The organism is Collinsella sp. CLA-AA-H167 (genome assembly GCF_040095305.1).
GTDB lineage: Bacteria > Actinomycetota > Coriobacteriia > Coriobacteriales > Coriobacteriaceae > Collinsella.
In genome coordinates, this window is sequence record NZ_JBBNGA010000015.1 from 1 (window position 1) to 24,539 (window position 24,539).

Annotated in this window: 17 protein-coding genes; 11 read left to right on the top strand and 6 right to left on the bottom strand. The window is 58.0% G+C overall.

Features of this window, described 5'->3' with window-relative positions:
* Positions 1–171: 171 nt before the first annotated feature.
* Positions 172–348 carry a CD1871A family CXXC motif-containing protein gene (locus tag AAAT03_RS08815; protein WP_055252401.1) on the bottom strand — a complete coding sequence of 59 codons (177 nt, stop codon included), beginning with the start codon at positions 346–348 and terminating at the stop codon, positions 172–174.
* A gap of 59 nt (positions 349–407) precedes the next feature.
* Between AAAT03_RS08815 and AAAT03_RS08820 the strand changes: the two genes are divergently transcribed.
* Positions 408–1,082 carry a response regulator transcription factor gene (locus tag AAAT03_RS08820; RefSeq protein ID WP_349103133.1) on the top strand — a complete coding sequence of 225 codons (675 nt, stop codon included), beginning with the start codon at positions 408–410 and terminating at the stop codon, positions 1,080–1,082.
* Entirely contained in the window at positions 1,079–2,206 is a 1,128-nt protein-coding gene (locus AAAT03_RS08825) for an ATP-binding protein (RefSeq protein ID WP_349103135.1), read from the top strand. Before AAAT03_RS08820 ends, AAAT03_RS08825 begins: the two co-directional genes overlap by 4 nt.
* 97 nt (positions 2,207–2,303) lie before the next feature.
* Here AAAT03_RS08825 and guaA read toward each other — a convergent pair whose 3' ends face one another.
* A complete protein-coding gene (gene guaA / locus AAAT03_RS08830; RefSeq protein ID WP_117640855.1) occupies positions 2,304–3,284 on the bottom strand; it encodes a glutamine-hydrolyzing GMP synthase in 981 nt (326 codons plus the stop codon).
* 297 nt (positions 3,285–3,581) lie between these two features.
* Here guaA and AAAT03_RS08835 point away from each other — a divergent pair, with 297 nt between their 5' ends.
* Together AAAT03_RS08835 and AAAT03_RS08840 are read left to right on the top strand one after the other, a co-directional pair.
* Positions 3,582–4,586, top strand: coding sequence for a LuxR C-terminal-related transcriptional regulator (locus tag AAAT03_RS08835; protein WP_349103137.1), 1,005 nt, complete (start codon positions 3,582–3,584; stop codon positions 4,584–4,586).
* Positions 4,587–4,741: 155 nt separating this feature from the next.
* On the top strand, positions 4,742–9,109 hold the full coding sequence (locus AAAT03_RS08840) for a hypothetical protein (RefSeq protein WP_349103138.1): 4,368 nt from the start codon (positions 4,742–4,744) through the stop codon (positions 9,107–9,109).
* A 90-nt stretch (positions 9,110–9,199) separates the two neighbouring features.
* Here AAAT03_RS08840 and AAAT03_RS08845 read toward each other — a convergent pair whose 3' ends face one another.
* Together AAAT03_RS08845 and AAAT03_RS08850 are read right to left on the bottom strand one after the other, a co-directional pair.
* A complete protein-coding gene (locus tag AAAT03_RS08845; RefSeq protein ID WP_349103140.1) occupies positions 9,200–9,784 on the bottom strand; it encodes a hypothetical protein in 585 nt (194 codons plus the stop codon).
* Positions 9,785–9,793: 9 nt separating this feature from the next.
* Positions 9,794–10,024, bottom strand: a complete 231-nt coding sequence (locus AAAT03_RS08850) for a helix-turn-helix transcriptional regulator (RefSeq protein ID WP_349103141.1) — start codon at positions 10,022–10,024, stop codon at positions 9,794–9,796.
* Between the two features lie 435 nt (positions 10,025–10,459).
* On the opposite strand from AAAT03_RS08850, the gene AAAT03_RS08855 reads away from it, so the two are divergent.
* From AAAT03_RS08855 to AAAT03_RS08865, 3 genes are all read left to right on the top strand, one after another.
* Entirely contained in the window at positions 10,460–12,457 is a 1,998-nt protein-coding gene (locus tag AAAT03_RS08855; RefSeq protein WP_349103142.1) for a toprim domain-containing protein, read from the top strand.
* A gap of 45 nt (positions 12,458–12,502) precedes the next feature.
* Complete coding sequence (locus AAAT03_RS08860; protein WP_349103143.1) at positions 12,503–14,743, top strand: DNA gyrase subunit A; 2,241 nt, start codon at positions 12,503–12,505, stop codon at positions 14,741–14,743.
* Positions 14,744–14,960: 217 nt separating this feature from the next.
* Entirely contained in the window at positions 14,961–16,055 is a 1,095-nt protein-coding gene (locus AAAT03_RS08865) for an ATP-binding protein (RefSeq protein ID WP_349103144.1), read from the top strand.
* A gap of 141 nt (positions 16,056–16,196) precedes the next feature.
* Here the strand turns inward: AAAT03_RS08865 and AAAT03_RS08870 are convergent, their stop codons facing one another.
* Positions 16,197–16,757: a TetR/AcrR family transcriptional regulator gene (locus AAAT03_RS08870; RefSeq protein ID WP_349103145.1), complete on the bottom strand. Its 561-nt coding sequence runs from the start codon at positions 16,755–16,757 to the stop codon at positions 16,197–16,199.
* Positions 16,758–16,900: 143 nt separating this feature from the next.
* Here AAAT03_RS08870 and AAAT03_RS08875 point away from each other — a divergent pair, with 143 nt between their 5' ends.
* From AAAT03_RS08875 to AAAT03_RS08885, 3 genes are read left to right on the top strand one after another with little or no spacing between them, the layout of a single operon-like run.
* Positions 16,901–17,866: an NAD-dependent protein deacetylase gene (locus AAAT03_RS08875; protein ID WP_349103146.1), complete on the top strand. Its 966-nt coding sequence runs from the start codon at positions 16,901–16,903 to the stop codon at positions 17,864–17,866.
* 3 nt (positions 17,867–17,869) lie between these two features.
* The gene (locus AAAT03_RS08880; protein ID WP_349103147.1) at positions 17,870–18,568 is read left to right on the top strand and encodes a hypothetical protein; all 699 of its coding nucleotides are present in this window, start codon (positions 17,870–17,872) and stop codon (positions 18,566–18,568) included.
* Positions 18,556–19,443 (top strand): hypothetical protein, encoded by an 888-nt coding sequence (locus AAAT03_RS08885; RefSeq protein WP_349103148.1) that lies wholly within the window; start codon positions 18,556–18,558, stop codon positions 19,441–19,443. Before AAAT03_RS08880 ends, AAAT03_RS08885 begins: the two co-directional genes overlap by 13 nt.
* A 138-nt stretch (positions 19,444–19,581) precedes the next feature.
* On the opposite strand, the gene tnpA is transcribed toward AAAT03_RS08885, so the two are convergent.
* Positions 19,582–20,052 carry an IS200/IS605 family transposase gene (gene tnpA, locus AAAT03_RS08890; RefSeq protein WP_349103149.1) on the bottom strand — a complete coding sequence of 157 codons (471 nt, stop codon included), beginning with the start codon at positions 20,050–20,052 and terminating at the stop codon, positions 19,582–19,584.
* 634 nt (positions 20,053–20,686) lie between these two features.
* Between tnpA and AAAT03_RS08895 the strand changes: the two genes are divergently transcribed.
* On the top strand, positions 20,687–24,532 hold the full coding sequence (locus AAAT03_RS08895; RefSeq protein ID WP_349103150.1) for an N-6 DNA methylase: 3,846 nt from the start codon (positions 20,687–20,689) through the stop codon (positions 24,530–24,532).
* The last annotated feature ends 7 nt before the right edge of the window (positions 24,533–24,539 follow it).

Genomic DNA, 24,539 nt, shown 5'->3' on the forward strand with positions numbered 1-24,539 from the left:
CTCCCTCCATCGCGGGCCGGGGGATTCCGGCCCCTCTGGGGTTGCCTACCCGGATTCGCGCCTCAGGACTCAGCGCAACGCGTTGCGCTGAGTCCTGAGGCTGTTGCAGTGAACATGAGAATCAAGGATCCGCGAAATCTCGCCAAAAGATGCGATACGGTATTTTTTCTTTTAACCAATTCCGATACACTCCAAGCACAGCCTGATTGCCTTGGCCAGCACGGCATCTGCCTCGCCGCGCATAATGCCAAAGCCAACCATGGCTACCCCAACGATCAGCAAAGCCACCTGCGCCACAGGCTTAATCGCTTTGAACAATCTGACCACTCCTTTCGTTTCGCGACCCATTGGACCATACCGACTATAAAATCCGTGTTAAGCGCGAATGACTATGCAAGGAGAACGCTATGCGCATCTTGGTCGTCGAGGACGAGCGGGCGCTGTGCGATGCAATCGCACGCAGCCTGCGCAACTTGGCCTATAGCGTCGACTGCTGCTACGACGGGCAGCAGGCCCTCGATCTGCTCGATATCGAGACCTTCGATCTTGTGGTGCTCGACCTTAATCTCCCCCATGTCGACGGCATGACCGTGCTCAGGCAACTCAGAACTACCGATTGCGAAACTAAGGTGCTCGTGCTGTCCGCCCGCGGCGAGGTCGCCGACAAGGTAGCGGGACTCGATGCGGGCGCCAACGACTACCTCACCAAGCCGTTCCATCTTGACGAGCTGGCGGCACGTATCCGCAGCCTCACGCTCAGGCGCTTTACGCAAAGCGATGTTGTCCTGACCTGCGGATCGCTGAACTTTGACACCAAGGCGCGCCTCGCCTCCGTGGGCGGCGAGACCCTATGCCTCACGCGCAAGGAGACCGGTATCTTGGAATACCTGATGCTCAACCAGGGGCGACCGGTAAGCCAGGAGGAGCTCATCGACCACGTATGGGATACCAGTGTCAACAGTTTTAGCAACGCGACCCGCGTGCACATCTCGTCACTGCGCAAAAAGCTGCGCAGCGCTTTGGGATACGACCCGATTCGCAATCGGATTGGAGAGGGCTACGTTATGGAGGATGGAGAATGAAAGGGCTTTCGCTGCAATGGCGCATAACGATTATGACGGCACTGCTGACGTGTGCGGCATGCGTACTGACGAACTGCTTGGTCGGCTATACGGGCATGCGCTACATGGATGCCATCGGCAGCGACATCTCGGCCTTTAACGCAACCGGCGAAGATTCGCTCCAGGCGTTCGACCCAACGAAAGCGGCCCTCGATGACAAGGTCACAATCGTCGTAAATGACGCACAGGAGTCTTTTGGCACGACAGCCTGGTACATCACGGCTGGAGTCACACTCCTTGGCGGCGCGCTGGCATACTTTGCGAGCGGCCGTGCACTCAAACCGCTACGGGCTTTTGCAGCTCAGGTTGAGCGTGTGCAGCCTGACAACCTAAGCGAAATCAGACTCAATGAAGATGTGCCCACCGAGCTACAACGATGCAGCGCCTCTTTCAACGACATGATCGCTCTTCTTGGCGAAGGGTTCTCTGCACAGCGTCAGTTTACCGGCAACGCCGCACACGAGCTTCGCACCCCGCTCGCCCTTATGCAAGCACAGATTGAACTATTCATCTCCGAGCACTCCGGTTTGCAACCCGAAACAGCCGAGCTGCTCGGCCTGCTACAAGAACAAACTGAGCGGATGTCGCGGATGACCAAGGTGTTGCTCGAGATGAGTGAGCTCCGCAGCGTTCCTTGCGAGGACGATGTTGAACTTGGTCCCTTGTCCGAAGAGGTCCTCACCGACCTTGCGCCACTTGCCGAAAATAAGGGCATAGCCCTCAACTGTGCTGGAGACGCTTTAGTAATCGGGAGCGACACGCTCCTCTATCGGCTGGTGTTTAACCTGGTCGAAAATGCCATCCGTTACAGCCGCCCCGGCTCGACTGTCAACGTCTCCATCTGCGACAACAACAGCCGCGTGTTCCTGCGAGTCGAGGATCAGGGCCCGGGAATACCCAAGCAGTACCGCGAGAGCATCTTCCAACCGTTCTTTCGCCTGGATAAATCCCGCAGCAGGGCATACGGCGGCGCAGGACTCGGACTCGCGCTCGTTTGGGAGATTGCAGCGCTTCACGGTGGCGCTGTAGAGGTCGAAGCAAGTTCCGAGGACGGGACCACCATGCTCGTAAGCCTTCCAAAATGATCTGTAGCGTTAGCCGAACAGTAAAACGAAAGGGGTCCCGCACACGTTTGCGCGGGGCCCCTCCCTGTCAATGCAATTCGTCCAAAAGAGTAGAAGCCTACTCCCACTCCACCGTGCCGACGGGCTTCGGCGTGAGGTCGTAGCACACGCGGCAGATGCCGGGAACCTCGGCGGTGACGCGAGCGGTAATACGCTTGAGTAGCGCCCAGTCGAGCTCGGGAACCTCGGCAGTCATGACATCGACGGTGTTGATGCAGCGGATGATGCAGGGCCAATCGTAGGCGCGCTTGCCCTCGCGCACACCGGTTGCGCGGAAGTCGGGCACGACGGCAAAATACTGCCAGATGGTCAGACCGGCCTTGTCGATCTCCTCGCGCACGATGGCGTCGGCTTCGCGCAGCGCCTCAAGACGGTCGCGGGTGATGGCACCAAGGCAGCGGACGCCCAGGCCGGGACCGGGGAACGGCTGGCGCTCAACCATATTCTCGGGCAGGCCGAGCTCGCGACCCACGACGCGGACCTCGTCCTTGTACAGCAGTTTGACGGGCTCGCAGAGCTCAAACTGCAGATCCTCGGGCAGACCGCCCACGTTGTGGTGAGCCTTCACGCCGTCTTGGGACTCCAGGATGTCGGGATAGATGGTGCCCTGGGCGAGGAAGCTGACCTCATCGCCAACCTTGCGGGCCTCCTCCTCGAACACGCGAATGAACTCGGCGCCGATAATCTTACGCTTGGCCTCGGGCTCCTCGACGTCCACGAGCTTGTCCAAGAAGCGATCTGTGGCGTCAACGTAAACCAGGTTGGCATCCATCTGATTCTTGAAGACGTCGACGACCTGCTCGCTCTCGCCCTTGCGCATCAGGCCGTGGTTAACATGCACGCAAATGAGCTGCTTGCCGATGGCCTTGATGAGCAGGGCCGCGACAACCGAACTGTCGACACCACCGGAAAGAGCCAGCAGGACCTTTTTGTCGCCGATCTGCTCGCGGATTGCAGCGACCTGCTCTTCGATGAACGCCTGGGCAAGTTCGGGAGTGGTGATACGTACCATGTCGTCGGGACGCTTGTTGGGATCCATGCAGAGCTCCTTCTCGGTTCGATGGAAATGCGCCGCGCGTATGCAGACGCACCGTCATATGACCTCATTATATGCAGAACGAGATACGTTTCCCATCGCTGCGACAGAGCTTTTTGCAGGGGCGGCAGTTTTTCTATATCCCAAGGTCAGCTAGACTTCGGTAGCCACCTTGGGAGCATCGCCAATAGACTCTTCCTTTATACGTTCGGCACAATCGTAGGCGATACCCACAAATTCCAGTCCCGAGCAACAAGAGTACAATTGCTGCTAGTGTTGCCAGCTGTTGGGAGATGGAAGATGGACTGCGATGGCTACCCATGCGTTCCCATGCCGTTGATGTGCACCGCCTTTGTGCCGGGGCAGATTGACGCTGCGGTTGCAGGCATTTCCGACCCCGATTCACGCGCCATCGCCACGGCAGAAGCGCTGTACTTTCGCGGACAGGCCGCACTCGCCGCCAAGACAGCACGCCCCTATCTTGACGCCACCGACCCCGCGCTGCGCTATTCCGCATGCTTTATCTGCGGATATGCCAGTCTATCGCTCAACCGTATCGCCGATGCCCGCCGTTGCCTTGCGGGCATTCTCGATACGTCAACTGACGAGGAATCGCCCGCCGTCCACGCCACGCATATCCTGTTCGCCTCCGCCGCGAGCGTCCTGCTGCACCTGCCTTCCCCGTATTCTGCCGAAGAGTTTTATCCGCTTGCGGCGCATCTGCCCGAAGGCCTGCGCCTGTTCGCCAGCTACGTGATGGCGCATGCCCTGTACCTGCGCGGCGAATATGGCCGCAGTCTGGGCATGGCGGAAAACGCCCTGATCATGAAACAGGGAAGCTATCCCATCTCGGAACTGTTCCTGCACCTGGCAGCCTCCATGGCCTGCATGAGTCTCAAAGACGTCGACGCCGCAAGGACGCATTTCGGAACCGCTTGGAACATTGCGCGCCCCGACGGCCTTATCGAGCTCATCGGCGAGCACCACGGCCTTTTACAGGGGCTCATCGAGGCGTGCCTAAAAACGCAATACCCTGACGATTTCGCGCGCATCATCGAGATCACGTACCGCTTCAGCTACGGCTGGCGGCGCATCCACAACCCCGATTCGGGCGAGGACGTGGCCGACGATTTAACGACCACGGAATTCACCATGGCCATGCTCGCCTGTCGTGGGTGGACCAACGCCGAAATCGCACGCCATATGGGAGTATCGCCGGGCACCGTCAAAAACCGCCTATCCGGCGTATACGCAAAGCTTGGCATCGGCACACGCGCCGAGCTGGTCGCGCATATGTTGCGTTAGCGACCGGGCTGCCAAGCGCATCGAACGCGTTCCGGAACCCGGCGCTTCGCTCGATCAATTTGGACATTTTGGCCATCGAACGGCACTACCGCCACGAAGCGCCTTCTCGCAAAATTGGATTATTTCCACCGATATTTGCGGGATGGGAGTCCAAGATGCTTGATCGCCGTTCGTTACTTGTTGCCGGAGCGTCCTCGCTAGCGAGCATCATGTTGCCTCGCGTGCCGGGAAGCGAAAATGCCTTCCTGCTGCCGTTCGCGCCCACCGAAGCCTATGCCGACGAAAAAGACCCCTTCAGGGTGCTCGTTCTCTCGCGCACCATGTTTGGTGTGGTCGTGGTCGACGTCGCCAACAAGAATATGCCCATCAAGGGAGCGCAGGTCACGCTCACGTCGCGCTACGCCGCAGGCAAGCAGCTCGCCGCCACGACCGATGACGAAGGCACCGCCATCTTTGAGATTGCCTCGCTTTCGGAAGGCTACGTAGACGAGGCAAAGCTCCTTGACGCGTACGACTTTAACGGCGGCATCTCCATTAGCATGGCGGGCTACCGCGATGTCGAGATTCCCCTTGCGCGTATCCAGGGCGGCACCGCCATAACCGCGCCCACGCGTCCGCTTTCCGACGGCGAGCCGTACTTCCGCCAGCTCACATTCGACGAATGGGACATCCAGTACGCTGATGCCACGTTCATGGGATTGCCGAAGGACGACACGGCAAACGAGCAGCCCGATACGCACGCATTTACCGTGCAGGCTCATCTGCCGCAGGGCGGGCAGGCAACATTGCATATCAATAAAGTGATGCCCGCTGCGGGCAGCTCAACCGAAACCGTCACGCAGATTGGTCAGATCAAGGCCAGCGCATCGGGCGCGGATAATCTGGCGACGTTCACACTCGAAGACAAGTTCCTCGATGCAGCGTCGAGCCTTCTGGAAGAAGGATGCAAGCTGCGCTTTGTCCTCGACTACCAGGGCAAAACCTACACGCTCTCCTCCCCCATGGCCGTTGTTACCGCGCCGGCGGCAAAGGCGGAATCCGGATCGACCACTATCGTCCCCACCACTATGGACCAAGAGATCACTCCGTTTGATTTCCCCGCATCGTTTCCCGGCATCGGTGGTAATAAGTTCACGTGCTGGATGCCCACATTTCCGATCCTCTTCGATTTCTCGTTTGCTGGATACGTGCTGTTTGGTGGAGGATACAAACCAGCCAGCTATATGAACGATTCGGGCAACCCTGATCCGGAATACTGGAAGAAATCGCCGCGCGAGTCGGGCGCCAAGCAGGCAAACCGCTACCTCGACGAGATGGAGGGGAAGTGGAATCAGTACAAGAGTATGAGTGCCGGTTCGGGCACCGATCCAAGAAACACCAAGCTCCTTCGCCACCATTGCACGCCGCTGTTCACGATGGATATCGCCACACAGCTGTACGGCTCGCTTGCCTACGATTGGGTGGGCAAAACCTGGGGTAACAACAACGACCCCGCATACGGCAATATTAAGGCCCTCTTCCAGGTAAGAACCGACCTCAATTGGACCGAGCAGTTTACCCTAGGACCGGTGCCATTTTTCCTAAACGTCAACCCTTGGGTGCTGGCGAAGCTGGCGCTCGCTGTGGGTGCCCACACGCACGGCAGCGGCGCGGCGTTTTTTAAAAACATTTCGCTCGACTATTCAAACACGTCGGGCTCGTTCACCATCCAGATCGGGCTTGCCGTCACCTTTGGCGCCGGCGTTGCAGGCGTCGCTTCGTCTGCCGTGCGCGGCGCCGCATCCCTCACGCTGTTCATTGGGTACGAGAAGGCAGATGGACACCAGCTTCCGCGGCTGCGCGTAGGTGCAGACGTCGATGTCGATGTGATACTCCAGTTCGTAATGTTCAAGTGGACCACCAAGGCTTGGTCGGGGTCGTGGCCCACACTCATCGATTCGTGGAATATGTCGGTGAACAATGGCGACCAGTATGTGCTCCAACGCTCTGAGCTGGCATTGGGTGGAGATACGCCTTATACGCTGGATGCCTGCTTCGGCTCGGCCGGCAACGCCGAGGCAGGTGGTGTGCCGCAGTTTATCGCATCGGCCACCATCGTCACCAACGCCGAGCTGCTCGCACGCGCCGAGGTTAAGGCCACTGCCGTAAACGCCGCGCCTGTCGTGCGCGATTGGGATCAAACGGTCACGCGCATTGAGCTCGAGACGAACGCGGAGAGCGACGACACGGGACAGGTCGAACATTTCGTCCACGCGCTGATGGAGAACGACGAAAATGCCGCGCCGATGTATGAGTACACCTACATCGGTCAGTCAACGAACGCCGTTGCGGACCCGAACGCCAATTCTGCCGGCGTGTCGGAGGACGAGCGTGGCGGCATAAAACCCTCGAGCGACAACGTGCTGTTTTCCGGCGTGCTCAGCGAAGCCCACATGAAGCTAACGATGATTGCCGGCGTAGAATGCCTGTTCCGTATCGCCTCGGTGCGCTACGGCGACAATGGCCGCTCGCGCCTGGTGGTGCACACAAAGGCAAACGGCACGTGGTCCGCTCCCACGCCCGTGGACTTTCCCCTTGGGTTTGGCGAGGGCGACGTGGAGCGCGACGGCATATTCGATTACGACTTCGACGTGGTGGAATATACGGACGGAAGAGGAAACCAGGACGCCTACGTGCTGCTGGTCTCGGGCGAGCGCCCCGCCGGCGACAACACCCTTTTCGATACGGCAAGCACAGCCGGCATACTGTCCGTCGTGCGTCTGCGCATAAGTAATGACGAGATCCGCGTGGTGTCGCATACGTCATGGCGCAGCATCTCGCGCGGCCGCCTGCAAGAGGATGGCTACCATTGCCTGCAGTGCCCGCGTATCACGGTAGGCAAGGCGCTGGTCAACGGACGCCTGTCGGGTGCCTACCTCCACCGCCGCGGAGCCACCGCAGAGAAGGCGCTCGGCAGCGAGGCTGAGGTTGCGCTGGAGTGCTTCACCCTGTGGTCGGACGTTTCGGGCGACAGCCTGACGTTCCGCCAAGTTCTTCGCTTTCCGCAGGCACCGTCGAGTATCGAGCTGAGCGAGCCCGAGAATATCAACGGCAAAATGGTGGTGCCCGTTGCGTACGAGACTGCAGGCGGTTGCGGCTGCGCATCGTACGCCGTGATCGGCCAGTCCATTGCGGGTTGGGGCGTTATGCCACCAGACGCCACGGTGCCCCATGCGGTGCCGTGGCCACAACATTCGGGCTTTTTGGCCACCGTCAACGAGCAGCTGCAGCATATTACTTGGACGCGAGGCGCATCGGCATTTGCAACGCAGCCCGTGGGTGCCGCAGGCTGTGGCCCGGCATCGTTTAGCGTAAGCAACAACGGCAGGTGCGCGCTCTATGTAGAGAACACCGATGGCAAGGTGGGGCAAACCTACGACGAAGAAGGCAACCCGGTAGCAGTGATGGGCAAGCACTTCCGCATCTTCGCCAGCACCTTGGCAGGCGATCTGTTCACGGAGCCGTTCGTGATGTGCGAGCTGGACCATCCCGTCGATCAGATAACGACATTTTTGACGTCGGGAGGCATGCTCTCCGCGCTCGCCACGCACATTGTGAGCGCGGAGAAGAGCGAGGCAGAGCTGCACGGTATCGAAGTGCCTCTGGTGGCGTGTGCCACTCCGACGGGCGCGGTCGCTACCTCGGGCGCGGTGGTGCCCGGAGCAGCAGGCGAATCCTTCATGGTCACGGTGCGAAACGACGGCAACACTTTGCTGACTGCCGGCACGATCGATCTGTACCGAGAGGGCTCCAGCCAACCGTTCTCCAGCGCATCCATCGGATTCGGAGCGAACGTACGCATGGCTTCGACCTACGATCCAGAGCTTGCCGAGGATGCTTCGACCAATGATATGGCACGCGTGAAGTACGCGCTCGAGACGCTGGGCGCACGTTTTGCAACGCACCCGCTGGTTGCCGACAACGGCAACGCCGTGCTGGCACCGGGTTGCACGGCACAGTTCCGCATGAGCTTCGCCATCCCCGAGAGCTGGAGCGACGAAGTGGGCAAGCGCGTCACGCTGTATGCGAAGGCGCATAATCTGGTGGCGCTCGATCCCGTAACGCTCGAGGAGATCCGACCGGGCGCAAACTCGGCGCTGGGTGCCGTTCTGCACGAGCTTCATGTGCCCGACGCGGCATGCGAACGCTCGGAAGTGCAGGTCGGCGTATGCGACAGCGCGGATACGACAGGACTTCACGACGCCCCGATGACAGTAGACGGCGATGGTGGCTCGAGTGGCGGCGGTACTGACGAGGGCGGCGGCTCCGGCGGAAGCAGCTCCGGCAGTGGCAAGGACCACGGCAATAACAAGCGCTCCGGAAAAGCGGGCGCGCTTGCGGGCACGGGCGACAGCAACGTCCCCCTAACCGCAGCCGCAGCAGCGCTCGCCGCAGTTGGTGCCGGCCTTGTCGCCTACAGCGCCCGCCGCACGGCGCTCGAAAAAGACACCGCCAATGAGGTCGATTCGGATAGGCCTCGCTAGCTCCTAGTTACTTTTGTGAGAGACGCCGACTCGGCTCATCGAACATCAAAATGGGCTGGTTCTGGATACCCAGAGCCAGCCCATTACGTATTAGATGTCGCCAGCGGAATCGAGTTCTGCCTCAATCTTGGCACGACGCTTTTTCGCCGTGAAGAACGATGCGCACAGAGCGGCGAATGTGGCTATGGAAATCGTCACACCACAGAGCACGCCCGTCGCCAAGTTCGCTGCCCAAAAGACATCTTCGAGCGGCACGATCTGCACCTCCGCGACGCAGCGCATCGCCGCGATAACAAGCGCGCTCGTGATCCCGCTGATACCGCAGAGGAGCAGGAAATATCCAACAGGAAGATGCTCGGTTTGCCCAAAACGGTTGGTATCGATATAGCCCTTTCGCGTTTGCAGCACCGCACAAATCAGCATCACGATAACGAGCCACGCATACATCGCAGCCTCAAACGGCGTGGCAAAGAGATGCGGTATTTCGCTGGCGTTGTTGTGAACCCACGCAACCTGACGAGCCAAAATTTCGTAGAAAAGAATCATCAACATGCCCCAAGAAAGCAGATAAAAGCCAATCTTGTAGATCTTCGCGTTCTCGGCTTCCAGGCGCTCGTCTTTTGGACCGGCATATTCACGCCACTTTTGCACGATTTTCAGATCTTCAAATTTCATAGTGAACTCCTAAAGAGCGTTAGGGTCGGCGTCGATCTCGTCTTCCCAAAACAGATCGTTCAACGTCACGTGCAGCGCTTTGCAGATCGCTACACATAAATTGAGCGTAGGGTTATAGCCGCCCGCCTCGATCAGGCCGATGGTCTGGCGCGTAACGCCCACGGCTTGGGCTAAGTCGGCTTGCGAAAGGCCAGCCGCCGCGCGTGCCGCCTTCATGCGGAGGTTTTTCTTACCCGGCATAAAGTTCCTTTCGTCATATTGGACAAATATGCGTTGCATCATGCCAGAAATATATTGCATCGACTAATTGATGTCAACTATATCTGTCATCGGTATACGGATATAGCAGTTTCGATTCGTCATTCCATCTTACTCGGGCAGAACCGACTCGGTTTTGTCCGAGTAAGATTGGGCATCCGCGAACTCATCGATTTTTTGAATCGTGTCACCCATAATCGTTCGATTTTGTTTAGTAAAACTAGGCCCCTATTAAATAAAATTCGTTTGTATCCAAATTTGTTTAACAATGCCGCGCTACCACTAAACACTATACCCGTTAATTCGAACGATTGTTCGATGGATTTCGTGTTGGTTGGAATCGCCTATGGGCTGGGCTATGCTACCTTGACTATCTATATGACTTAAACGCAGCAAAGGAGCACCGAGAGAGCGAGTATGGCAAAAAACACCGCAAACTATGGTAACGACAGTATCCGCCAGCTCAAGGACGAGGAGCGCGTACGCCTGCGCCCCGCCGTCATCTTTGGCTCGGACGGACTCGACGGTTGCGCGCATGCCGCCTTCGAGATCCTGTCCAACGCCGTTGACGAGGCGCGCCAGGGCTACGGCAAGCTCATCACCCTTACCGCCTTTCGCGATGGCTCCATTCAGGTAGAGGACAACGGCCGCGGCTGCCCGCTCGACTGGAACCCTTCCGAAAAGCGCTTTAACTGGGAACTCGTCTTTTGCGAGCTCTACGCCGGCGGCAAATACAATAACAACCAGGGCGGCGACTACGACTTCTCGCTCGGCACCAACGGCCTGGGCTCGTGCGCAACCCAGTACGCCTCCGAGTACATGGACGTCACCGTCTGGCGCGACGGCAACAAGTACTCCCTGCACTTTAAGAAGGGCAAAGTCGTCGGCGCCAAAAAGAAGGCACTCGAGATTGAGCCCAGCGATGAGGACCGTACCGGCACCACCATCAAGTGGCGCCCCGATCTTGAGGTCTTTACCTCCATCAGCATCCCCCACGATTGGTATCGCGAGACCATGCGCCGCCAGGCCGTGGTCAACGCCAACGTGACCTTCCGCCTGCGCATCGAGGGCGACGACGGCGAGTTTTCCGAAGAGGACTTTTGCTACCCCAAGGGCATCGAGGACTATGTGCTCGAGAAGGTCGGTACTGACTACCTCACCGAGCCCTTCTTTATCGAGGCCGACCGTCGCGGTCGCGACCGCGAGGACCTGCCCGACTACAACGTAAAGATCACCGCATGCATGTGCTTCTCGCGCACCTTCATGATGCAGGAGTATTACCACAACTCATCGTGGCTCGAGAACGGCGGTTCGCCCGAGAAGGCCGCTCGCAGCGCTCTGACCAGCGCCATCGATGCCTACATTAAGCAACAGGGCAAGTACAACAAAAACGAGAGCGGCATTAAGTGGCAAGACGTCCAGGACTGCCTGGTACTGGTGACCAACTGCTTCTCCACCCAGACGTCCTACGAAAACCAGACTAAGAAGGCCATCAACAACCGCTTTATCCAGCAGGCCATGACTGCCTTCTTTAAGGAGCGCCTCTCGACCTACTTGATCGAGAACAAAGACGCTGCCAACAAGATCATGGAGCAGGTGCTCATCAACAAGCGTTCGCGCGAGAACGCCGAGAAGACGCGCCAGAGCATCAAAACCAACCTGCAGCAAAAGACCGATATGGCCAACCGCGTGCAGAAGTTCATCGACTGCCGCTCCAAGGACAAGGACCGTCGCGAGATCTACATCGTAGAGGGCGACTCGGCAGCAGGCGCCATCCGCACCTCGCGCGATGCCGAGTTCCAGGGCGTCATGCCCGTCCGAGGCAAGATCCTCAACTGCCTAAAGGAGGACTACCCGCGCATCTTTAAGTCCGACATCATCATGGACCTCATGCGCGTGCTGGGCTGCGGTGTGGAGATCAAGGACAAGCGCATCAAGAACCTTGGCGCCTTTGACCTGGATAATCTCAACTGGAACAAGGTCATCATCTGTACGGACGCCGACGTCGACGGTTATCACATCCGCACGCTCGTGCTCACCATGCTCTACCGCCTGGTGCCCACGCTTATCGACGAGGGCTACGTCTATATCGCCGAGTCGCCGCTCTACGAGATCAACTGCAAAGAGAAGACCTACTTTGCCTACACCGAGCTCGAGAAAAACGGCATCCTCAAGGAGATCGGCGACCAGAAGTGCTCCATCAACCGCTCCAAGGGTCTTGGTGAGAACGACCCGGACATGATGTGGCTCACCACCATGAACCCCGAGACGCGCCGCCTGATCAAGGTGGAGCCCGAGGACGTCACCAAGATGGAAACCATGTTCAACCTGTTGCTGGGCAACGACGAGGCGGGCCGCAAGCGCCATATCTCCGAGCACGGCAAGGAATACCTGGACCAGCTGGACCTGCAATAGCAGCAAATCGATAACGACGGCCTATAAGAAGTTCAAGAGGAAATCGTGGCAAAGAAGAAGACGAAGAACCAGCCAAAGAAAAAGCAGGTCAACGCCGAGAACGTCATCGGCCTGCACTCCGAGGTCACCGACCAGCCGATCACGCAGACGCTCGAGGTCAACTACATGCCTTACGCTATGAGCGTCAACGTCTCGCGTGCATTCCCCGAGATCGACGGCTTTAAGCCCTCGCACCGCAAGCTGCTCTACACCATGTACAAGATGGGCCTGCTTAAGGGCGAGCGCCAGAAGAGCGCCAACATCGTCGGCCAGACCATGAAGCTCAACCCGCACGGCGATGCCGCCATCTACGAGACGATGGTGCGCCTGGCCACGGGCAACGAAGCGCTGCTCGCCCCCTTCGTGGAGTCGAAGGGCAACTTTGGCAAGTACTATTCGGGCGACCTGAGCTACGCCGCCTCGCGTTATACCGAGGCCAAGCTCTCCCCCATCAGCGCCGAGATCTTCAAGGACATCGACAAGGACCCGGTCGACTTCGTCGACAGCTACGACGGTGCCATGAAGGAGCCGCGCCTGCTGCCCACCACGTTCCCCAACATCCTCGTCTCGGCCAATAAGGGCATCGGCGTCGCCATGGCTTCCGACATCTGCGGTTTCAACCTCAACGAGGTCTGTACCGCCACGATGCACTACCTGAAGGACCCCGACTGCGATCTGCTCGAGTACATGCCCATGCCCGACTTCTCGACCGGCGGCGAGATTATCTACCGCCGCGAGGAGATGGAAAGGATCGTCGAGACCGGCCTCGGCAGCTTCCAGATCCGCTCCCGCTGGCGCTGGATTCCCGAAGAACGCATCATCGAAGTCTACGAGATTCCCTACACCACCAAGACCGATGTCATCATCGAGCGCATCGTCAAGCTCTCCAAAGAGGGCAAGGTCAAAGAGATCGCCGACATCCGTGACGAGACCGACCTCTCGGGTCTGCGTATCGCCATCGATCTTAAGCGCGGCGTCGACCCCGACAAGCTCATGGCCAAGCTCTATCGCTCGACCACGCTGCAGGATTCGTTCTCATGCAACTTCAACGTGCTCGTCGACGGCTATCCCCGTGTTATGGGCGTGCGCCAGATTCTGCACGAGTGGGTCAAGTGGCGTATTGAGTCCACGCGTCGCCGCATTAACTTTGACCTGGGCAAAAAGTCTGAGCGCCTGCACCTGCTGCACGGCCTTGAGGCGATTCTGCTCGATATCGACAAGGCAATCGCCATCATCCGCGGCACCAAGCTCGAGGCCGAGGTCGTGCCCAACCTTATGCGCGGCTTCGATATCGACGAGACCCAGGCCGAGTTTGTCGCCGAGCTTAAGCTCCGCAACATCAACGAGGAGTACATCCTCAACCGCACCAAGGATATCGCCAAGCTCGAGGGAGAGATCGCCGAGCTCGAGGAGATCCTCTCGAGCGAGGACAACATCAAGAAGGTCATCAGCGACGAACTGGCCGCGGTCAACAAGAAGTACGTGATGCCGCGTCGCACGGGCAGGATTGAGCCCCACGAGGTCGTCGAGGTAAGCCTGGAGCCCGAGGTCGAGGAGTACCCGGTGACCATTATGCTCTCGCGCGATGGCTACCTCAAAAAGATGACCGACCGCGTGCTCAAGAAGGCCGCCACGCTCAAGTACAAGGACGGCGATAAGCCCTTTATCGAGTTCCCGTCCGCCAACACGCACGAGCTGCTGGTCTTTACCAACAAGAGCCAGGTATACAAGTGCAAGGTCGCGGCATTTGAGGACACCAAGTCGGCCCAGCTGGGCTCGTACCTGCCGACCGACCTCGAGATGGAACCCGACGAGAGCGTGATCTGGGTTATCGACCCCGAGGATTACAAGGCCGACGCACTGTTTGTCTTTGAGAACGGCCGCGTGGTGCGCGTCGCGCTTGCCGGATACGTCACGAAGACCAACCGCAAGCGCCTTAAGAACGCCATCTACGGCGGCAGCAAGCTGCTGTATGCGCAGGTGCTCAAGGAGGATCGCGACCTCGCACTGGTCTCGAGCGACTACCGCCTGATGAACTTTAACACGTCGCTACTCAAGACCAAGACGACCACCAACACGCAGGGCGTCCAGGCCTTTACGGCCAAGAAGGGCCGCTCGGTCACCACCGTCGGCACGACCGAGGAAATCCTTGGCGCCGGCGTCTCGGCCGAGAAGTTCACCGCGCAAAGCCTGCCCTCCGCCGGCGCCCTCATGAAGGAAAACGACATGCCGAGTTTGTTTGACTAGGACGACGGCAGAACCGCCATAAGCTCTTAAAACGGTGGGGCCCGGAGCGCAGTAACATCGCGCTCCGGGCCCCACTCGTTGCAACGTAGTCGGAATAACAGAACTCCCCGTTTTTCACTCCTGCAATCCCACGACACAAGGCGTGTTAAGCCGTTAGCAAAACTTGCAAAAGTTAGCAAAAGTTGCAAAAATTAGCAAAACTTGCAAAGGAGCTACCATGGAGTACAGCAAGAACCCCTTTACCCCAACATTTGGAAGCATCCCTCCCTTTCTAGCGGGTCGCGAGCATATCCTGCGTGACATCAACCGTGGCTTTATCAATGGCCCGGGAGATCCCAACCTGTCGACCATTTTTACTGGCGCAAGGGGAACGGGCAAGACGGCACTTCTCTCGCTCCTTTCAGAAACGGCGCTTGAACACGACTGGATCGCAGCAAATGTCTCCGCCATGCCAGGCATGCTCGAAGATATTATCGAGCGAACCAAAGAAGCCGCAGATAGTTACCTCTCACAGCCTCACGCGCGCATAAACGGCGTTCAAATTGGTCCAGTGGGCATCGATTGGACATATGCTCAAGAGGCCCAGGGCAACTGGCGCACACGTATGAACAGCATTTTCAGGCAGCTCGAGAAGCATGACATCGGGCTTCTCATCACTATCGATGAAGTCACGGTCGATCTTGATGAAATGCTCCAATTTGCCTCTGTCTACCAACATTTTGTACGAGAGGGCAAAAAGGTAGCCCTTCTCATGGCGGGGCTACCCTACAAAGTATCGGCGCTGCTGCGTAACGATTCCGTCTCGTTCCTCAGGCGCTCCCAGTACCATCAGCTGGGACGAATCACTGATGTTGAGATTGCAAATGCATTTCGTAAAACCATTGAAGCAGGAGGACGATCAATCACGCCAGAAGCACTCGAGGATGCCGTGAAGGCCGTCGACGGATTCCCCTATATGATGCAGCTCGTCGGATATCGCACTTGGGATGTTTCGGAAAACTCGCCCAAAATCAGTACATCCGATGTCCAGCAGGGTTCTTTGCTTGCCCGTATGGAACTGCGCGATCGAATTCTCGAAACGACCTATCGGGAGCTTTCCGATAAAGACATTGAGTTTCTGCTCGCGATGCTGCCCGATTCCGGCCCCAGCAGGGTCTCGGAGATAACCAAACGCATGGGCGTCGCCAGCAACTACGCAAGCCAATACAAACGCCGCCTCCTCGAGGACGGCGTTATCGGGGAACGTGGACGTGGCCTCGTCGGCTTCGACATCCCCGCGTTCAGGGAGTTCTTGAGCGAGAAGGCGTTTTAGCACACCGGAGTTGTCCGCTGGAGCATCGTTGAATGACAATCAGCATTCCTCTTGGTAAGGACAACAAGCATTTCCACCAACGCCGATTGCCATGCGTTCTTCTTGTTCATAGCTGCGCCGCCTGCCTAAAATGGCACGCGGTCAAGATGAGCTACGGGGATCGTGACAAGCCGATACCGCTCGTATGCCCCCTTCGGAATAGGCGCTGAGCAGTTCCTGGGCATGGGCAAACTCGGGCCCTCGCCTCCAACCGAGCAGGCGGTTGACCGCGAGATTTCCCTGAACGTTGTGGACGAAGAGCAGATAGGCGTCCTCGCGCGAAAGCCCAGTCTCCTCCATGATCGAGGGAACCATCTGCTCGGCGCCGCGCTCGACGACGCGCTGCGCCACCCGGGCGTACGCGTCGTCATCCGAGTAGAGCAGATAATAGTCATCGTTTGCCGGCGGGCGCTGGCAGAGGGCGCCCGCCTCCGTTCCCTCGAGCGGCGGTGCCGCCGCCAGGGCCTCGTCGATAAGTTCGTCGAGCAGCGCAAACTTGTCCTCGTAGTGCAGATAGAACGTGCCGCGGTTGATATCGGCGCGGCGGCAGATATCCGCTACCGTCATCTTCGCGAAGCCAACCTCGGCCAGCAGCGCAAAGAACGCTTCCCGTATGACCGAGAGCGTATAGCGTCGGCGACGGTCTATCTTCCCCGTTTCCATTACCCCTCCAATTGCAACGCTCGACAATGCCCAGCAATCGTTCGTTTATCGACAGCGCATCGAAGCTGTTCATTGCTCTCGCGCAAATCAACATGGATACTTTTTATCAACACCTGTTTATAATAGCTGAAAGAAGGTATCCAGTGACTCCGTACGAGCAGCTCGTTATCGAACTCACCAACCAATCGTTTTCCCATCAGGCCGCCTACCGCAGCGGCAGCACACCCTATGAGCTGAGTGACCGCGAACCCGAGCCCTACGAACAGCAAATCAAGGACTTCGCCCGCATGATCGAGGAAGCCGATTGCGTGCTGGTGGGCGGTGCCTCCGGGCTCTCCGCGGCGGGAGGCGGCGACTTCTACTACGAGGACAACGCGACCTATCGCAGGCATTTCGGCAAATTCGCCGAGCGCTACGGTTTCAAGGGCGCTTTCGAGGGGTCGTTCTACCGCTGGTCCACCGCCGAGGCGCGCTGGGGATACCTCGCCACCTTCCTCGACACCACGCTCAACGCCCCGCTGCGCAAGCCCTACAAGGACCTTGACGCCATTCTCGCCGAGAAGGATTTCTTCGTGCTCACCACCAACCAGGACACGCAGTTTGTGAAGCTCTACCCCTGGGAGAAGGTGGCAGAGATTCAAGGCGACCACCGCTTCTTCCAATGCTCCCGCTGTTGCACCGACGAGGTGTGGAATGCGGTCGAGCCGGTCTCCAACATGGTAGAGGCCATGGGAGACAGCCTGGAGGTTCCGACAGAGCTCGTGCCGCGCTGCCCGCACTGCGGGGCAGAGGCGTTCCCCTGGGTTCGCGGCTACGGTAACTTCCTGCAGGGCAAGCTCTATGAGGAGCAGTACCGCAAGGTCTCCGACTGGCTCGACGCACACGCGCATCAGAAGATTCTTTTCCTCGAGCTGGGCGTGGGCCGCATCACGCCTGCGTTTATCCAGGAGCCGTTCTGGGCTCTCACGGCGCAGTTGCCGCAGGCGAGCTACATCGCCGTGAACAATCAGACGCAGTTTCTCCCCCGCGCGATCGAGGACCGAGGCATGGCGATCCGCGCCGACATCGCCGACGTGCTCGCCGACGTGCGCAAGACGCTGGGAAGGTAGCGCATGGAAACGGTAAAGACGGCTCGCATCGGACGGGCACTTGCCGAGGCGGATCTGATCGTCATCGGCGCCAGCAACGGGCTCGACATGGCGGAGGGGCTCAACCTCTTCCGCGCCGATGATCATTTTTGGGAGGCGTACGGGGACCTCGCCCAGGCCGACGTCATCGGCTGCATACTGCAGGGGCTCGCCTCCCCAGATGCAAACGTACGACGTCGATGGGCCGAGCGATTCCATCAAAAGGAGTATCTCGAATATGAGCCCAGCCCGCTCATGAACACGCTGCGGCGTCTTACGGAGCATGCGGACTCTTTCGTGATCACCTGCAATATCGACGGGCATTTTGCGCGCGCAGGGTTCGACGAGAACCGCGTGCTCGAGACGGAGGGGAGCACGCGCACGTCGATCGACGAGCTGCGTCTCACTCACCCAGACGCCATCGCCGCGGCCCAGCTCGAAGAGCTTGCGCGCCTTGTGCGAGCCCATCGCAACGACAGGGTTGCCATCCTCGAGCTTGGCGTGGGGCTGCGCAACGGCGTCATAAAGCACATGCTCGCTCAGATCGCAAACGCCTGCAAGCACGCCACGTACATCGTGTTCAACTACAGCCAGGCCATGGCGCCCGATGCTTCGTGCGAGACAATTCTCGTTGACGGCGATATGGTCCCGGCTTTCGAGGAGATCGCCCGATGCCGCCCCTAGAAAGAGAAGCGACGAGGCTTCGAAGCCTTATCGACGATGCCGACGCCATCATTGTCGGCATCGGCTCGGGCATGTCGAGCGCCGCCGGGTTCAACCATTACAACCGCGCGGGCATGGCGCGCGCAGGAATGGCGGACTGGCAGCAGGCCTTTGGCTTCAAGAGCCTTTTCGACGGCTTCTACCGCCTCTACCCCAGCCTCGAGCAGCAATGGGCATACTATGCGCGATACATCGACTTCATGCTGCGCGAGCTGGCCTCGCAGCCCTATCTCGACCTACGGTCCCTCATCGGCCATAAGGATTACTTCATCCTGAGCACCAATGTAGACATCCAAGTCGAGAAGACGTTTCCCGACGAGAGAACCTGCAACTATCAGGGAAGCTTCGCGCACCTTCAGTGCAAGCAGCCATGCTGCGACGAGCTCTTCGACGCGAGCCCCTACGTCGAACGCATGCTCGCGGGCATGGCGGGGTTCGAGGTCCTCAGCGAGGATGTCCCCCGATGCCCGCACTGCGGCTGGCAGCTTGTGCCGTGGGTGCGCGACGACACGTTTCTGCAGGGTGCGGCCTGGCGCGAGAGCCTCGGACGATACGAGCACTTCGTGCGCGAGCGCAGCGATCGCCGCGTGCTGTTGCTGGAGCTCGGCGTGGGCGAGATGACCCCCGGCATCATCACGCTCCCGTTCTGGAGCATGACCGCGAAGCTGCCGGATGCGCACCTTTTGAGCGTAAACATCTCGGGCGACTCGGCTCCGTTGCAGCTTGGAAGCAAGGCAGAGGCGATCCAGGCCGATTTGGGCGCCCTGCTCTCGGCGGCGCGGGCAGGTGGCGAGCAGCGCAGTTCATCGCGCCGTGTTTCATGCGTGGACGCTTAAATCAAAACCACCCCTAGAAGGGGTGGTTTGCTCTTAGGGTGTAACCCTTGGATTTCCGGCACGCGTCTAAAGGCGCCGGCCCTCACGGGGTTCGGGCCGCACTGCAGGTTGACCCGTGACGGGCCGGTCAAACCGGCGCTATTTGCGCCCCGGCCCCCTATCGAAGGGGTCCTCGTGCTCCTTGACGCTCAGCCGGTCGAGCGCGATGTCGGCCTTCTCCTGCTCCCGGATGTACTTCGCGATCGTCGCCTCGTTCAGGCCGACGGTGGAAACGCAGTGGCCCTCGGCCCAGAACTTCCTGTTGCCGAACTTGTACTTCATGTTCGCGTGCCTGTCGAATACCATCAGCGAGCTCTTCCCCTTCAGATAGCCCATCACGCTGGACACGCTGTACTTCGGCGGTATCGCCAGCAGCATGTGGACGTGGTCGGGCATCAGGTGCCCCTCGATGACCTCTATCCCCTTGTACCGGCAGAGCTTCCTGAAGATCTCCCCAAGGTCGGACCTTATTTGGTTGTAGATGACTTTGCGCCTATACTTCGGCGTGAACACGACGTGGTACTTGCACATCCACTTCGTGTGCGACAGGCTGTAGGCCTTCTGGGCCATACGCCACCACCGCCCTCTCGACTCGGATTCCTTGCGGCCTGAACAATCGCAAGTGTCCGGCGAGGGGGCGGCTTTGTAAAGCCGGTTGTCCCCACCCGCATAGCGGGTGGTTTCTGATGCGGCGCGCTGCGCGCCCCACACAGGCTAAAGCCTGTAAATAAAAATACCCCCGATTCCAAGTGGAAATCGGGGGTATCTCATCGGGTGGCTTTCAAGCAGTTTGCAAAACTGCAGGTCGCAGACCTTCATTGCTAGTAGGAGAAATGAGTAGTCTCGGGTGGCTTGCCCATGAGTTGACGAATAAGTTGGAGCTTCGCCATTGGCTCAATCGCTTCGCGCGCTCGATAAACTTGTTTAGTAAAAGGCGGATCGGTCACCGATGGACGCACGACGAGAAACACGTACCTCCAGTGGTTCAAGCACGGCGCGCGTGAGGATCTCTGCAAGCAACCGCCTGGTACGCTACTGTTGCCAGCGTGGCTTAGCGGACTGGCGAATCCCGCCCCGTGCGCGTCATCATCCAATCAAATGCCCTGGCAAGCAGCAGCACCGCCAATCACACTACGTTCTTACGGCGCCCTCTGCGATAAAATTAGCGAATTGTGTTTTCACCTCGCAGCTACGGAGACATTAGATGATTACTCTGGACAATCTTCGCGACGCACTTAGGGCTCTGTGCTACGAGCCCTCGGGCGACGGCACCGTTTATCAGAAATCCTGGGAAGAGACCAGCGCGCAAATCACGGTCGATTTTTCCAAGAAACGCATCGGCTACCCGAAAGACCTGGGGTTCAAAGTCAACAAAGACACAACTTGTAACTTTTCCGATAACGAGAACTTCGTCGTACTCGCCTGCGTAACCATGCTCCTCGACAAAGGATATCGCCCCGAATCACTTGAGCTGGAGCGCGAATGGGCCCTTGGGCACGAACAAAAGAGCGGCCGCGCTGATATCTGCATTAATGACGAGAGGGGCGACACACTCGCAATCGTCGAATGCAAGACCCCTGGAACCGAGTTCAAAAACGAATTCAAGAACATGCAGTCAGACGGAGGGCAACTCCTCTCCTATTGGCAACAAGAGCGCGCGACTCGCTGGTTGGTACTCTTTGCATGCGATTTCATCAACAACGAAATCGTGCCAGACCAGGTTTCAATTAACTGCAGCGATGACGAGAACTTCATCGCGCTCGCCAAACGCGATGACACCATTGCGCTCTACCGCGACGCCCATACAGTGGAACAGCTCCATCAAGTTTGGACGGAAACGTACAACCAACAAGTCGAGGGAAACATCCTCTTTGGCGATAGGTCGACGGCATACCACCCGATGGTTCCTCCCCTTCTCAAGAAGGACCTTGTCGACTTCAGGGCCGAAGACAGCATCGTCAACCGCTTCGAGGAAATCCTCCGCCACAACAACGTCTCCGATAAAGAGAACGCCTTCAATCGCCTTATCGCGCTCTTTATCGCGAAGCTCCAAGACGAGCTCTCGAAAATGCCAACCCAGGAGATTGAGTTCCAATACCGCCAAGGACGCGACACCTACGAAACGCTCCAGGACAGGCTCCAGAGACTCCACTCAGACGGCATGAGAAAGCTCATGCGGGAAGAGGTCCTGTACGTTCCCAACGACTACGCCGAAAACCTCATAAGCAACTATACGGGCCAGCACCGCAAGAAGCTCATCGAGGAGCTGAACGGCACGCTGCGCAAGCTCAAGTTCTATACCAACAATGACTTTGCGTTCAAAGACGTCCACAACGAGGAACTCTTTCTTCAGAACGGCAAGGTACTCGTAGAGACGGTGCAACTTCTACAGCCGTATCGCATCGTAGGAACTCAAGACATTCAATTCTTGGGCGACCTCTTCGAACAGCTCCTTAATCAGGGCTTTAAGCAAAACGAGGGCCAATTCTTCACACCTGTGCCCATCACCCGTTTTATTTGGAAGTCACTCCCACTCGACAGCATCGTGCAGGACGAGGCTGGTGCCGTGCACTATCCACGCGTTATCGATTACGCCTGTGGCGCGGGGCACTTTCTCACAGAAGGATTCGAAGAAATCTCCGACGCCGCATGCCAATATGATCCGACCATAGAGGATGACCTCGGAGACGCCGACTGGGTCAGAGACAATCTCGTCGGCATCGAGAAGGACTATCGACTCGCTCGCGTTTCCAAGGTCTCGTCCTACATGCATGGCGCAGGGCAGAGCAACGTGGTCTTCGGCGACGGACTTGAAAATTATCCCGACAAGGGAATCGACAGCCGAACCGACAGGGGACGCTTCGACATTCTTGTCGCCAATCCCCCGTACTCTGTAGCGGCCTTCAAACCGCATCTCAAGCTTCACAACAACGAACTCAAAGTGCTGGAAACCATCAGCGATAGCGGCTCGGAAATCGAGACCCTCTTTGTCGAGCGTGCGGCACAGCTTGTTCGGCCCGGAGGCTACGCCGCCATCGTCCTCCCCACCTCGATCCTCGACAAGAGCACGAGCTCGAGTTTCATGGCCGCACGCGATGTGCTTTTGAGCTCCTTCGAGATCGTCTCCATCGCCAGGTTTGGATCAGGCACATTCGCGGCCACAGGAACAAACGTCGCAATTATGTTCCTACGTCGCTTTGACGAGATCCCGCCCCGCAATGCGAACGCACTTGATTTCGTTGACGCTGTTTTTGAGCGCAGGAAGCTCACTGGCTGGAGAGACGAAAGCGCTTTCAACGCTTATCTCGGCACAATTAATGTAGACGGAGATACTTACCGGGCTTTTCTCGCAGGAGAGGCTAACTGGAACGAATGGGCAAACACTCGCCACTTCAGCGTTTATTGCCATCTTTTCAAATCATCGAAGGAGCTCAAGACCCTTCGGAAGAGCAAGACTTGGAAGGCGGCCGACAAGAACTCACGGCTCAAAGCAGAGAACGAGCTGTTCTATCGCCATGCGCACAAGGAAGAGCGCAAACGCCTGCGCGTTTGGGGTCTCGTCTGCGGCGAACAGACGCTCATCATCAACTCACCTAACACGACCAAGGAAATCGCCTCTTTCCTTGGCTACAAATGGAGCAATCGCAAAGGCAACGAGGGGATACAGCCCATCGATGGTGAGGGCGTGCTCTATTCGGACAACGAATCGGACGACACGAACTCGCTAAGCGGCATCATCAGAGCATGGTTCTCCGGCGAGCAAGTTGAGCCCGGCGACCTTGCCCAGTACTACTACTATGCCAAGACCGCCGATTTCATTGACTTTGATGCCGATAAGTTCGACGAGACTCTTACGATTCCCCGCTCTTTCTACAAGCCCCGCTCGTTCGCCCAGGGCACCGTAGTCAAGACGCTTAGAGACATCACATCCTACGTTACCAACAGCGTGGCCCAGAGTTCCATCACCACCGACACTTACGTAACAACGGAAAACATGGTCAAGGACCGTGGCGGCATAACCACCTATAGTGGAGAGCTTCCGGCAAGTGCTGGCACCGCATACAAGAAGGGAGACACGCTCGTCTCCAATATTCGCCCCTATCTGCAGAAGATTTGGCTCGCAGACCGCGATGGGGCGTGCTCCAAGGACGTTTTGGTATTCCGAAGCATAAATACCGACAGCCTATTGCCCGAGTTTCTCCATCTGCTCCTGTGGCAGAAGGACTTCTTCGACTACGATATGTCCACCTTCACGGGAACCGGCAGGCCTCGCGGAGACAAGGATGAGCTGCTCAAATACCCCATCCCAGTCCCGACGCTCTCCGAGCAGAGAGCCCTCATCGACGATTTCAATCGCTTAACAGATGAAATCAATAGCAAACGACAGCAAATCGCCGCTCTCAAGGAGAGCGTCAAATCACGGTTTGTAGAGGTATTTGGCGATCCGGTCGATGGTAAAAAATGGCCTTTCGTTAGGCTTGAAGACCTCTGTACCAAGTTGGGTTCCGGAGCAACGCCACGAGGTGGCAAAACGGCATACAAGGCCGAAGGTGTTCCGCTGGTCAGAAGTACGAATGTTCACAACGGTCGTTTCGTGTGGAAGGACCTTGCTTGTATTGATGATGAACAAGCCGCAAAACTAGAAGGCGTCACGCTGATGAAGGGTGACGTGCTTCTGAATATTACTGGCGCTTCGGTTGCTCGTTCATGTCTTTTGCCAGATGAATTGGCTGGTGGACGTGTTAATCAGCATGTCTCAATTGTCAGAGTCGACCAAAAACGGATGCTGCCGGTGCTATTGAACACGGTGCTGATCAGCGATTCGTATCAGAGACTCCTGCTAAACGGCTCAAGAGCGGCTGGAGCAACAAGGGAGGCAATTACCAAAGAAGCTCTAAAGAGAATGACGGTTCCCTTGCCTCCCCTTGAGCTTCAGCAAGAGTTCGCCTCTTTCGTCGCTCAGGTCGACAAATCGCAATTTGCACTCGAGCAAGAGGTCGACGCCCTTTCCGCAGAGCGCGACGCCCTTCTAGACCGATTCCTCGCGTGATACGTTC